Origin of the sequence: Paenibacillus sp. 2RAB27, from assembly GCF_052115445.1 — a bacterium.
GTDB lineage: Bacteria > Bacillota > Bacilli > Paenibacillales > NBRC-103111 > Paenibacillus_E.
The window spans coordinates 101219-113612 of sequence record NZ_JBFRGR010000023.1 but is presented as its reverse complement, the minus strand read 5'-3'; the positions used below and the strand labels follow the sequence as shown (position 1 = coordinate 113612).

Below are 12394 nucleotides of genomic sequence, written 5' to 3'. Positions count from 1 at the left end.
AGTCCAAGCCGATATCATGAGGCCTGGAAGGCAAATAAATTAGGGGTAGTGGAGATTACCCTTTAAAAAAGGTTGAATACGAAAAATGAGAAACTGCGAGAAAGCAAGTATTCAGCAGATAGACTCCATAATTAAGGGGCCGAACCGGATTTCAGTGAAATCAGCCACTTCAGCTGAATTTAGCTACATGAAATCCATCTATTTGCTCAAAAGCAGGATTTTCATCCAAATTAACTGTATGAAATCCATCTATAACCCCGCTTAGGCTGCATACTCGGCATGAACCTGCTATGCCCCCCACTCTGGGCTTCTTTAGCCATCCTATCTCCCCACTCACCACGCCAACAGACCAGAAGAGGCCAACGCCTCAGCGTCAGCCTCTTCTCTACTACCTATCCCGGCAACCGCACGATAAACGCGCTTCCCTCACCGACGCTGCTCTCCACATGAATGGATCCGCCATGCAGCTCCACGATGGAGCGCGTAATCGAAAGGCCTAAGCCCGCTCCGCCGCTGCGTCTTGCCCGCGAGGAGTCGATGCGGTAAAACCGATCAAACAGATGCGCGATATGCTCCGGCGCAATTCCTGAACCATTATCGCGTACAGCGATCTCAACGCCTGCGTCCGTTCTCGTCAGTGAAACCCTTACCTCACCTGTCTCGGGATGCGTATGCTGGACCGCGTTATGAAACAGGTTGAGGATGACCTGCTTGATTTTATCCGGGTCGCAATGACACAGCGTATCCGGTTCCAAGAGGAAGGTAACTGCCCTCTCGCCTGCTAGCAGACGCAGCTGATGCTCCATTTCATGAAGCACATCGTCCATGGCTACCTCCGTCTTATGGAAAGACGGTGTTCGGTCCAAACGGGCCAACAACAGCAGGTCCTCAACTAATTTATTAATGCGGACGGATTCACCGTGCATGCTTTTCAAAGCTTTCAACAGCGGTTCGGGCTGTTGATACGCCCCGCGCAGCAGTACCTCCAGGAAGCCATGAATGGAGGTCAGCGGTGTGCGAAGCTCATGCGAGGCATCCGCGGCAAAACGCCGCATCTGCTCCTTCGCTTCCTTTTCCGCCTCAAAAGAAAATTCCAACCGCTCTAGCATACTATTGAAGGAAGTCGCCAAGCGATCCATCTCCGCCTGCCCTTGATGGTCAGGGAAACGTTCATTCAAGTTACCGGAATCAATACTTTTTACCGTATCTACCAAATTAGATAGTGGCACAAGCGTCCGCCGCAGTACAGGCAGGAAACCTAACAACCCAATGACCATCGCCAACATCGATAGAAATAGGAACGTTAACAGCTGCCTTAGTAGGACATCCTTAATCGGCGCTGTGCTTGTGCTTGCTTGAATGAGCCCCTGGTAGCCGCGGGAACGATCCGGTTCTCCTCCCCCGATTTGATGAAACACAATTAACTGCTCATTCCCTTTGCTGTCATTCATGATCAGGTGATCCTGTTTCTTTGTACGCTTTTGCAGGATTCTCACATATTCTTCTTTGTCCAACTCTAACGTCGACTGTTCATCTTGGGAGGATACAAGTTTATAGGTCCCTTTGTCATCAATCAGTGCAATCGTTAAATCCGGTACGAAAATCCGCGGACCTTCGCCGAAATTATCCTGTCGATTGTTGCGCATGAAATCCTGCCTAGGCAGAAATGGGCTCGTATTCTTATCGCCCCCTAGCTCAGCCCGAAGCCACACGTTAGGCGGCAGCGCTGCAAGCTGGTTCCGAATTGTCTCTGCTTTATTTTGAAACATAAACTGCTGCATGAATACATATTGAAACACGCCGATCAACAGTAAGAGTGCAGACATGACTAGCAGCGTGCGAGATAAAATTTGAAACTTTAATGATCTCGTCTCCAAGACAGCTGCGAACCAACCGCGCGTCTTCATGTCAAATCCATCCGATACCCCGCCCCGCGAATGGTGCGAATCAGCTTGTGCTCCTTATCTCCTAACTTGTCACGCAGGGAGCGTATGTACACTTCCACAATATTTTCCTCGCCGCCAAAATCATAGCCCCACACTTTATCCAGAATCATCGTCTTACTCAGCACAAGACCGTGATTGATGGCCATGAATTTAAGCAACTCGTATTCCGTTGGCGACAGTTCTAAGATCCGATCATGCATACTTATCTCTTTGCGGCGATCATCCATACGAAGCGGTCCAATAACAACTTCCCCGAACAAGTTTGGAAAATGGTTCCGAATCCGCGCATAGATCCGCGCCAGCAGCTCCTCAAAGCTAAACGGTTTGATCATGTAATCATCGGCTCCGAGTGTGAGCCCTTTTACCCGATCATCGATTTCATCTTTGGCTGTTAGCATAATGACCGCGACATTGTCTGTCTTCTTGATCATGCGACATACCTCGAAACCATCCATCCCCGGCATCATGACATCCAGAATCGCGATATGCGGCTGAAATTTATTACAAGCTGTGATCGCACTAATGCCATCCTGTGCCGTCATCACTTCGAAACCTTCATTCGTTAGCCCTAGCTCTAGAAATTCTAAGATATGCGGCTCGTCATCGACGAGTAGTATTTTAATCCCTTTTAATTGACGCATCTGCCATCGTCTCCCCCGAGAAATTCATTCGTACACGACTTCTACAATTAGTATCCCATATCCTGCCTAAAAGCAATCTGAGCAGCGGCTGAAAGCTAGCTGAAAGTTCGAGAATCTTCAGCTACTTTTCAGCTAACGGTCAATTCAATCTCAGCTATCTCTCATATACTGATCTCAGAATAAGTAAGGTTTCGACAGAAAAGAGGAATTCCCGATGACAATGACGACAGGCACCTTCCTCCCCTTTCATTTTCAAACGCTGGATTCGGCTATTGAACTTCTTCTTCCCTATGGTGAGCAGAGACAACAGCTGCGAATTCATGAGATCGGCAACGAATGGTTCGGGCGTGAAGAGAAGCGATTTAGCCACAGTCTCCCTGAGAGTGAAATCAACCTTTTAAATACATTAGCCGGTGAAAGCTGCCTTGTGTCCAACGCGATGCTAGAGGTGCTCTTCCTTGCTGAAATGTATCAAGCCATTACAGATGGTAAATACACGCCTCTTCTATATAAAGAACAACCATCGCTAACGCACATGCCAGCTCCTGCATCGCAAAGCTGGAGGGTAAATCCTATGACCAAATCAGTCATGCTGCCGGAGCATACGTATATTCATTTGCAAGGACTCGACAAAAGCTGGTCCCTGAAACGATTAACCGACTACTTGAAGAAAACGTTATCCATTTCACGAGGGCGCTTGCTATCTCAGGGCGATGTCACAGTATGGGGACCGTCTAGCCCTGAGCAGGAGCCATGGATGATTGGGATCCAAAACCCGTGGAAAGAAAACATCAAGTTAGGCGCAATTGTGATGCCAGAAGGAGCGCTATCTACTTACAGCCCGCTTGAGGATCGCATTGATCCTGACTCTGACTCTGGCAGCGATGTACTGCAGTGCACAGTTGCTGGCCAAGATCTCGTGGCATGCCATGTATGGGCACGATTGTTAGGCTCACTTGGGCTAGAGGCTGGCCTGTCCCTTCTCGCCAAACGCAGTGATGCTTGTGAAGCGATTGTGCTTACCAAGCAAGATGAGCTTCACTACTACGGGCGGGAAACTTCCCTTGGGCATCGGTGGCTGGATCTTCAGATCGATCAATATCATTTTAGCGATGGACATAAGAAGGATGTTGATAGTTTCACCTAAAGGATTTGCATAGAATATCGTTTGTGGATGAAATTAGGAAAAAATGCATGTTATCCACATTTCACCTATGTTTGTCCACAGACGTTAGGTCGGTTATCCACGAAAACAGCCATTTTATCAACAAGTTATCCACGTGCTGTGTGTATCTTTTGAATATCTAGCTCTTTACATGCTATGATATGAGAAAATACGCGAGGCAGGGGCTTTATGGAATGACATATGATGTAATCGTAATTGGCGGCGGTTCTGCTGGCCTCATGGCTAGTATTGCTGCAAGCAGGAACGGCGCGAAGGTGCTGCTCGTCGATAAAGGCGATAAGCTAGGGCGCAAACTCGGCATATCTGGCGGCGGCAGATGTAACGTGACGAACAACAAAGACATGGATGAATTGATCAAGCACATCCCCGGCAACGGGCGATTCCTTTATAGTGCATTCACCCATTTTGGGAATAAGGATATTATTGCTTTCTTTGAAAACCTCGGCATCCATCTCAAGGAAGAGGACAATGGTCGGATGTTTCCCATCAGTGACAAGGCCAAAACCGTCGTCGACGCGTTGATCGGCCAAGTGCGGCGCCAAGGTGTGGAGATCCGGACCAACAGTCCGGTCAAAAAGGTGTTGTACGCGGACGGCCGCGTGAGCGGCGTCCAGTTACAAGGCGGAGAGACGCTGAATAGCCACGCTGTGATCGTCGCCTCCGGCGGATGCTCGGTGCCGCATACCGGCTCCACGGGAGACGGATATGCGTGGGCTGAGGCGGGCGGGCATACGATCACGCCGCTTTTTCCGACCGAGGTTCCGTTAACCTCGAAGGAGCCTTTCATCCGCAGCCGCGAGCTGCAAGGACTGTCCTTGCGCGACGTGACGCTCAGCGTGCTGAACGCGAAGGGGAAGCCGATTATAGCGCATCGCGGCGATATGCTGTTCACCCACTTCGGCCTATCAGGGCCGATCGCGCTGCGCTGCAGCCAGTTCGTCGTGAAGGAACTGAACAAATCCGAGCGCAAGGAAGTGCTCGTCACGGTAGATTTGTTCCCTGAGCAAAGCGCCGACGAAGTGTACAACGAGAGCATGGCGCTTGCGAGGAGCGACGCGAAGAAAGCGATCAAAAACGTGCTCAAGTCCCTGCTGTCCGAGCGGCTCATTCCGCTTCTGCTCGCGAAATCGGAGCTGGACGAGCTGCTGACGTATGACAACATTCCGAAGCAGAAATGGTTGGAGCTGTGCAAGCTCATGAAGGCCTTCCCTATTATCGTCAAGGGGACGCTGTCTTTGGAGGAAGCTTTCGTGACTGGAGGCGGCATTCAGCTCAAAGAAGTGGATCCGAGCACGATGCAGTCCAAGCTCATGAATGGGCTCTATTTCTGCGGAGAAATCCTCGACATTCACGGCTACACGGGTGGGTATAACATCACCGCAGCTTTCTCGACGGGCTATATGGCGGGTACGCATGCTGCGATGCAGGACTAAGTGATACCTCCTTTTACACAGAAAATCCACTCCCCCGACGCAATTGAACTTCATTAACTGGATAAACTACAGCTATTTTGCTCAAGAAACGCCTTTTATTTAAAATAACTGGATTTCCTCCAGCTAATTTTGCACATCTTCGTTGAAAAGGACGAATGACGAGAAATTAGCTGGAGTTTTTCCATTTAAATGGTGATTTCGATTGAAATCGGCTAGTTTAACTGTAGATTTTCCATCTATTTCCACTCTGTCTCCCTCGGGTAGCTAGGATGTGGAAGTCGCTTGGCGGAAAAGTGTTGCTTGGAAGTCGAGTGTTGCTTGCGGGTACGCATGCAGCGATGCAGGACTAAGTGGATACCTCCCTTTACACAGAAAATCCACTCCCCCGACGCAATTGAACTTCATTAACTGGAAAAACTACAGCTATTTTGCTCAAGAAACGCCATTTATTTAAAATAACTGGATTTCCTCCAGCTAATTTTGCACATCTTCGCTGAGAAGGACGAATGACGAGAAATTAGCTGGAGTTTTTCCATTTAAATGGTGATTTCGATTGAAATCGGCTAGTTTAACTGTAGATTTTCCATCTATTTCTACTCTGTCCCCCTCGGGTAGCTAGGATATGGAAGTCGCTTGGCGGAAAAGTGTTGCTTGGAAGTCGAGTGTTGCTTGCGGGTACGCATGCAGCGATGCAACACTACTATCTAAGATTCGTAATACCAAATCGATGTCAGTTGTTTTTTGTAGCAGTACCGTGATTCAGCTTCCACCCAAGCGGGTATTAGTTGGTAGAGGTCAACCCCATACCAAACAAGGGAGCTGAAAACGATGGAACCGACGAAAAGCGTGGACATTGAGCAGAAGCGCATTGAGCAAAAATATGACAAGGGACTTGTCGCATCAACCTTTATTAAATATGCAGCGTATATCATTATCATTTTCGGACTGCTGTATTTTTTGGTTCGGTTCGTATTCCCGCTGTTTTAGAGCAAAAACCAAAAAGGCGAGCAAACACCTCTTCGGTGTCGCTCGTCTTTTCTCATTTGTACCGATTAAGCAGTTGCTAATTCCAACTCTTCTTCCTCATCACGATCGAATGCAGCGCGGTCGAATTCACCTTCGGATTCAGCTACAAGTAATGCTGTAACTGTTGTTCCAGTTGCATTAACAGCTGTACGACCCATGTCGATCAAGGCTTCAACGCCTAGAACTAGACCCATACCTTCAAGCGGCAAGCCAAGTGCAGTCAATACAACCGTTGTGGAGATGGATGCAGGACCTGGTACACCAGCTACCCCGATGGAGGAGATGACAGCTACTAGAATCAACAATAGATACTCAGAAATACCTAGTGGAAGGTTGTATACTTTGGCTACGAAAATCGCTACAACCGCCGGCCAAACGCCGCCGCATCCGTTGAAGTTCATCGTTGCCCCAAGCGGTGCCACGAAGCTTGCGATACGCGGTGAAACGCGAAGGCGTTTCGTAATAACTTCCAAGTTCACAGGCAATGTTGCATAGCTGCTACGTGTTGTGAAGGCAACAGCGATAGTTGGATATGCCTTTTTGAAGAACTTGATCGGGTTCACTTTTGCCACCAGCAGTACAAGACCACCAAATACCAATACGAAGTGAATAATAAGTGCCACGTACGAAGTTAGGATGATTTTAGCTAGAGGCTCTAACGTTTCCCAACCATATTTCCCTGCCATAGCCGCGATCAACGCGTACACCCCATAAGGTGTCAAACGAATAACATACTTAACAACTTGGTGCATAACCGCAGCTGCAGAAGTTACGAAAGACTTCACGGATGCAACAGCTTCAGGTTTTTTGGAGCCTATGGATACGATCGCCACAGCTACGAAAATCGCGAAGATCAGAACCGGTACAACCTTACCACTCGCCATGTCGCTAATTGGATTGGATGGTACCAGATCCAAAATAACTTGGGAGAAAGTCGGAATTTCTTTGGCTTTAAAATCCTTCGGAACAGCCTGAGCGATCCCATTACCTGGATCAATCGCCAATGCCACGAGTAGACCGATCAAAGCCGCGATCCCCGTTGTAAGTAAGAACCAACCAATCGTTTTAAAACCCAATTTACGAAGTTGAGCCATGCTKGACAACGACGAAATACTGTTAATAACTAAGATAAATACCAGCGGCATAACAAGCATTTTGATCAGATTGACGTAAATCGTTCCGATCGTGCTAACACTTTTAAATTGCAGACCTGCTTGATTAAAAATGACCCCCGCGATGATACCTAATCCTAAACCGATAAATACGCGGTTACCGAAGCTGACTCTCTTTCTACCCAAAAAATAAATAAATCCAATCACTACTAATGAAACGACTAAACTGACCCAGTTCGTTTGAAATGCGCTTACTAAGTTGTTTTGCATGCTCAACATCTCCAATCCCTATTGGTTCACTTGGTTTAATTGTGATAAATATATGACAACTCACATAGGCTGTCAATGGTTACAATTTCCAATTAACATAAAAAACCGAACAATCCCTCTATTTATACGAAGGTCGATTCGGTTTTAGATCTCTTTTATGAAATTTCGTGTAAATCTTCTACATCGTATGCTGATCATGGACGACAGCAACCACATACCACTGTGATCCTGTATATTCAAAAACGAGTCGTAAGCTGGTCCAATCCATACCTTGATACTGGGGATCAAAGCCAGGGAAATGGTATTCAACTGTTATATAGGAAGAAGTGGGGTACACACTGAACACATTGTTGATCATATTCCCTTTGCCAATCATCGTGTTATAGCTAATTTGTGGTGCGGCGGCAAAGTTAGCGTTATACACAAATTTAGCCCAATAGTTTGGCATTGTAAGATCAATGGGGTCGCCTGACCCATCGAAAGTTCCCCAATGCGTGAGACTCGTACTAGCCCATAGCGTCGCAAGATTAGTACCTTGTACTTGAATGTCTGTCGCTGTATGAATATAGGAATACGGTGAGAACTGTACACCTTTCTGCGGATGCACGAGCCCTGCAAGCTTCGATATTTCCTTCTCCTTTAGTAGGGCCATCACTTCTTGGGCACGGGCTTCGATCACTTTCTTCGCATCTGCCGCTGTCGAAAAGCTGGGATGCGTTGCTACTGGAGACGGCTTCATGCTAGCTGTTGCCTGCGGCGTAGACGTCGCAATTGGTGTCGTTGGCACAGGAGAGGGCGACGAAGTGACACTCGTGGTTGGTTGCGTCGTTGGCCAAGAGCTACTCGAGCCCCCATTTACGGTCATCTTCTCGCTGCAGCCTGCTAGTACGCTGACCAAACTGACCATAACCACCGTCATGGCGATCTTCCTCCTACATCCCATGAGAACCACTCCTTTTTCAAATACCTTCCTTATTACACCAAACGTATGCAGGGTGTGAAAGGTTACATTCTTTTCAACACCTTATGAAATAATGTTGGAAAAGGAGGAGCAACTATTGGAGCCAGTATAAAGCTGGGGCGTTGTGATGAGCTAAGGCTGGAGGCGGGTGAGCGGTGTTGTAATGAGATAGCTTGTGCATGCGTTCGGGAGACGTGGTGATGAGATAGCTTGTGGGTGGGTTGGGGAGACGAGTTAGTTGGTGCATCAGTGAGGTTTGTTGCGTTGAGTTAGTCTGTTGCGCTGGGCCAGTTTGAGTGCGGCGAGCTACCGTTTATTCTGGGTCAGTTTGAGGGAAAGGTGAAGAGGTTTATTTTAGTTTAAGTGAGTTAGTTTGAGGTAGGGTTCAGTTCTGTCGAGTTGGAAAAAGTCGATTGGCTTACTCGGTCTAAGGAGGAGCTGTCTTGAGTTAAACAGCACAAAATAACTAACTGGAAAAAGTACAGCTACTTCAGGCAATCTCCCTTCCATATTAGGTTTAGATGGAAAAAATACATGTAATTCCCCTAAATTTGGTCATATTGACAAAAAAATCTGAATTTAACAGCAGGAAATCCATCTATTCTGGTTTTTGGAGGAAAAACTCCCGAATTAGCTGTAGAAAATCCATCTATTCTTAGAAGAACAACAGTGGCCAGGCCAAAAAAGCACGAGGATCATACCCTCGAGCTTTTTTATCTCAGTCCCTGCTCAGCTAACTCTCATTTTCTGCTCGGTCCGCGCTCAGTCTCGCTCAGTCCCGCTTCGAATCCCCAACCACCAACGCCAGCTAAATACGAATACCGGCGCTAAAGTGATTGTAATCATCCGCCGAAGGATCGAAAGCCGCCTCGTCATCGCTCGGTACCGCATCACGATCTGCAACCAACGCGGATGCGGCATAGCTGTCGGGCCAATCCTCGTTCACGGTATGTGCCGGAATGCGGATAGAGCCCTCCAGGTCATATGCCATTGCGAAAGTGGCCTGCTCGGACTGCATCTGCGACCGATCCAGGAGCCGTCCGCCGTGGGACTGAGCAATCTCGATCGCCGAGGTAATCTCCTGGGCATCTAGATGAATGTGCAGCGTTGCGCGCTCCCCTTCCAGCAGCTCAGGCTTATAGCCGAGCTCTTCTAATGTGTCTAACGCCAGCAACGCATCTCGCGTTTGACCGAATTCAAAAAAGATAGGAACAAAGTCCTTCATCTAATAGCACCCTTTCTTCAAATATAAAGAATTTAATGGAAAGTCTGCCATTAGGTTTCACTAATTGTTCCTATCCTATTCGAAAACCTATGTCACCGTCGTCATCAGTGCCTCTTGTACAAGCTGGAGCAGCTCGGCGTGGTAATCCGGTACAGCGGCGACCAGATAGATTGCTCCGTCCGTCACCGCTTCCTCTACGACTGCTGTGCCACCGAGTAAAGCAACCGGATTTCCTGCGAAATCCGTCACTTTCACACCAGCTTCCTGCGCAAGCAGTAAGCCAGCATAGAGATCCTCCCCTTCGGAGTTGTACAGAACAACCCCGTGCAGATCTCCTCTGGCCAGCATCGCCCACACAATAGAAGGCGCCCATACGCGCATCACTCTTTTGACCGAATACTCCAGATAATGTCGAAGTACTAATGCTCGCTGATCTTCCTTCGTTACAGCATGCCCTTGAATCCACGAAATCGTAGATTTCGTCAGCATCCCCGTTGGCTGCGCCAGTATTCTCCTGCTGCCTTGCCAAGCGCCTTCGTCTTGAACAGCCACGTAAGTGAGCTCCATAGCTGAATCATGCACGACACCCAGTACAATCCGACCTTGATAACTCAAAGAAATGGAAACACCGTACAAGGGGATGCCCAGTGCGAAATTGTTCGTCCCATCCAAGGGATCCACGTGCCACACCCAATCACTTGCTGCTCCACCCTCACCCGCTTCTTCACTATAGATGCGATGAGTCGGAAACACACTTAGGATGTCATCCACGATAAGACGATCCGCCTGCACATCCACCTCTGTCACAAGATCGCCACGCTCATCTTTGTGCGCAAGGATGAATTGACCACCGAAACGTTTCTTGGCCAATTCACCTGCTTTCACCGCTGCTCCTACAGCAACCTCTCTTGCTAATGTCCATTCGTTCCGATTCATTCCGTGCATCCCCCTTTGCATGATCACTTTTGTCTTTTCCATATTACCATATCCTACCTAAGAAAAGTTGTACGGAAGCCCACGCTTGCATTGACAAGCCACCTGTTCATAAGTGATAATATAGCAAAATCAGAAGGCGACAAGAGCTGTCGAAAGGGGTATTTGCGAGTATGGTAAAGCATCATCAAYACAAGATTTTGGATTGTACGATTCGAGACGGCGGTTTAGTTAACGATTGGGATTTTAGCGTGGAGTTTGTCCAAGATATGTATCGCGGCTTGAGCGCTGCCGGCGTAGAATATATGGAAATTGGTTACAAAAACTCAGAAAAGCTACTAAAAGGCGGCTCATCCGGCCCTTGGAGATTCCTAAACGAATCCTTCTTGCGTGATGTTATCACCAAAAAAACAGATACAAAACTATCCGCTCTTGTTGATATCGGACGTGTGGATGAGAAAGACATTTTGCCTCGTGAAGACAGCTTACTTGACCTGATTCGCGTTGCTTGTTACATCAAGGATGTTGATAAAGGTCTTGAGCTTGTTCAGAAATTCCATGATATGGGTTACGAAACTTCCCTGAACATCATGGCGCTTTCCCACGTAATGGAGAACGAATTAACGGAAGCCTTTGAAGAAATCAACAAAAGCGCAGTTGACGTTGTTTATGTCGTAGATTCTTACGGCAGCATGGGCAGCAAAGATATTGACTACCTCGTATCCAAATTCCAACGCTTACTTCCTGAGAAAGAGCTAGGCTTGCATATGCACAACAACATGCAGCTTGCTTTCGCTAACACGATCACAGGAGCTTCCAAAGGCGTAACTTTCTTGGATTCATCCGTGTACGGTATGGGTCGCGCTGCTGGTAACTGTACGACTGAATTGTTGCTCAGCCACCTCAAGGGTGCGCGCTACGATGTGCGTCCTGTTCTTGAAATCATTGAGAAGCACATGATCACAATGCGTGAGAAATGGGATTGGGGCTACCTCATTCCATACATGATCGTAGGTGCACTCGATGAGCACCCGCGCACAGCAATGGCCTTACTTGACTCAGCTGAAAGAAATAATTTCACTGAATTCTACGATCGTTTAACTTCCGTAGAAACATTCCCATCTGCAAGCAAGAAATAAAATAACCTCAACAACCCCTATTCGCCAGTTCAGGAAAGATTAACTCCTGACTGCACGATTAGGGGTTTTTGCACCACATGTTAATGTTACTTGATAATTTTTGCCGAAACGACATAGTTTTCTGCGAAAGCCCGATCGATTAAGAAAATAAAGTCCTCCCCTTCTCTTCGACTGAGACTCCTTCTCGGAAACACCTCGATATATTCACTATCAATTAACATCGTACATTTCTCATCCGTATAGATTAACCCATCTTCTAAGCGTTTTATAGCTTCCATCATAACTTCCCGCGATTTCAGATCCCCAAGAATTTCCACATAAACTTTCGCAGTAGCATCACGATCTTGGAGTAAAATCGCTACCTTGTGTTTGACTTTGATGCGCACCTTCTTTTTGGGAGATATGCTCATAGGTTCTACTCCTTCATTACGTCTATGGGTTTATTTTATGTCGGCATCGGGTCATGTGGACTAGGCTAATGGACAATTTCACTATCTATTCCGTATAACTTCAGGTGTTTAA

11 protein-coding genes are annotated in these 12394 nt (G+C 47.4%); 4 read left to right on the top strand and 7 right to left on the bottom strand.

The annotated features are described in order from the left end of the window. Positions 1-392 precede the first annotated feature (392 nt). Positions 393-1907 (bottom strand): ATP-binding protein, encoded by a 1515-nt coding sequence (locus AB4114_RS25675; protein ID WP_441991002.1) that lies wholly within the window; start codon positions 1905-1907, stop codon positions 393-395. Beyond that, positions 1904-2587: a response regulator transcription factor gene (locus tag AB4114_RS25670; protein ID WP_056610663.1), complete on the bottom strand. Its 684-nt coding sequence runs from the start codon at positions 2585-2587 to the stop codon at positions 1904-1906. The genes AB4114_RS25675 and AB4114_RS25670 overlap by 4 nt, the downstream gene beginning before the upstream one ends. 214 nt (positions 2588-2801) lie before the next feature. Here AB4114_RS25670 and AB4114_RS25665 point away from each other — a divergent pair, with 214 nt between their 5' ends. The 3 genes from AB4114_RS25665 to AB4114_RS25655 all read left to right on the top strand — a co-directional run bounded on the left by AB4114_RS25665 (position 2802) and on the right by AB4114_RS25655 (position 6193). Further along, on the top strand, positions 2802-3734 hold the full coding sequence (locus AB4114_RS25665; protein WP_441991001.1) for an FAD:protein FMN transferase: 933 nt from the start codon (positions 2802-2804) through the stop codon (positions 3732-3734). A gap of 212 nt (positions 3735-3946) precedes the next feature. After that, positions 3947-5206, top strand: a complete 1260-nt coding sequence (locus tag AB4114_RS25660; protein ID WP_441991000.1) for an NAD(P)/FAD-dependent oxidoreductase — start codon at positions 3947-3949, stop codon at positions 5204-5206. Between the two features lie 828 nt (positions 5207-6034). Continuing rightward, positions 6035-6193 carry a hypothetical protein gene (locus AB4114_RS25655; protein WP_171632838.1) on the top strand — a complete coding sequence of 53 codons (159 nt, stop codon included), beginning with the start codon at positions 6035-6037 and terminating at the stop codon, positions 6191-6193. 65 nt (positions 6194-6258) lie between these two features. Here AB4114_RS25655 and AB4114_RS25650 read toward each other — a convergent pair whose 3' ends face one another. The 4 genes from AB4114_RS25650 to AB4114_RS25635 form a co-directional block, all read right to left on the bottom strand. Next, positions 6259-7614 (bottom strand): dicarboxylate/amino acid:cation symporter, encoded by a 1356-nt coding sequence (locus AB4114_RS25650; protein ID WP_171632839.1) that lies wholly within the window; start codon positions 7612-7614, stop codon positions 6259-6261. A gap of 178 nt (positions 7615-7792) precedes the next feature. Next, complete coding sequence (locus tag AB4114_RS25645) at positions 7793-8533, bottom strand: hypothetical protein (RefSeq protein ID WP_441990999.1); 741 nt, start codon at positions 8531-8533, stop codon at positions 7793-7795. A gap of 850 nt (positions 8534-9383) precedes the next feature. Then, a complete protein-coding gene (locus tag AB4114_RS25640; RefSeq protein ID WP_441990998.1) occupies positions 9384-9800 on the bottom strand; it encodes a hypothetical protein in 417 nt (138 codons plus the stop codon). A gap of 87 nt (positions 9801-9887) precedes the next feature. Further along, complete coding sequence (locus AB4114_RS25635; RefSeq protein WP_441990997.1) at positions 9888-10736, bottom strand: inositol monophosphatase family protein; 849 nt, start codon at positions 10734-10736, stop codon at positions 9888-9890. Between the two features lie 170 nt (positions 10737-10906). Between AB4114_RS25635 and AB4114_RS25630 the strand changes: the two genes are divergently transcribed. Then, positions 10907-11872, top strand: a complete 966-nt coding sequence (locus AB4114_RS25630) for an aldolase catalytic domain-containing protein (protein ID WP_441990996.1) — start codon at positions 10907-10909, stop codon at positions 11870-11872. Positions 11873-11958: 86 nt separating this feature from the next. Here the strand turns inward: AB4114_RS25630 and AB4114_RS25625 are convergent, their stop codons facing one another. Continuing rightward, positions 11959-12282, bottom strand: a complete 324-nt coding sequence (locus tag AB4114_RS25625) for a hypothetical protein (RefSeq protein WP_441990995.1) — start codon at positions 12280-12282, stop codon at positions 11959-11961. Positions 12283-12394 lie beyond the last annotated feature (112 nt).

Coding starts and splice junctions, on each gene's coding strand:
- AB4114_RS25625 (WP_441990995.1), bottom strand. CDS start 12,282: ATGAGCATATCTCCCAAAAAGAAGGTGCGCATCAAAGTCAAACACAAG.
- AB4114_RS25675 (WP_441991002.1), bottom strand. CDS start 1,907: ATGAAGACGCGCGGTTGGTTCGCAGCTGTCTTGGAGACGAGATCATTA.
- AB4114_RS25665 (WP_441991001.1), top strand. CDS start 2,802: ATGACAATGACGACAGGCACCTTCCTCCCCTTTCATTTTCAAACGCTG.
- AB4114_RS25635 (WP_441990997.1), bottom strand. CDS start 10,736: ATGAATCGGAACGAATGGACATTAGCAAGAGAGGTTGCTGTAGGAGCA.
- AB4114_RS25645 (WP_441990999.1), bottom strand. CDS start 8,533: ATGACGGTGGTTATGGTCAGTTTGGTCAGCGTACTAGCAGGCTGCAGC.
- AB4114_RS25670 (WP_056610663.1), bottom strand. CDS start 2,587: ATGCGTCAATTAAAAGGGATTAAAATACTACTCGTCGATGACGAGCCG.
- AB4114_RS25640 (WP_441990998.1), bottom strand. CDS start 9,800: ATGAAGGACTTTGTTCCTATCTTTTTTGAATTCGGTCAAACGCGAGAT.
- AB4114_RS25655 (WP_171632838.1), top strand. CDS start 6,035: ATGGAACCGACGAAAAGCGTGGACATTGAGCAGAAGCGCATTGAGCAA.
- AB4114_RS25660 (WP_441991000.1), top strand. CDS start 3,947: ATGACATATGATGTAATCGTAATTGGCGGCGGTTCTGCTGGCCTCATG.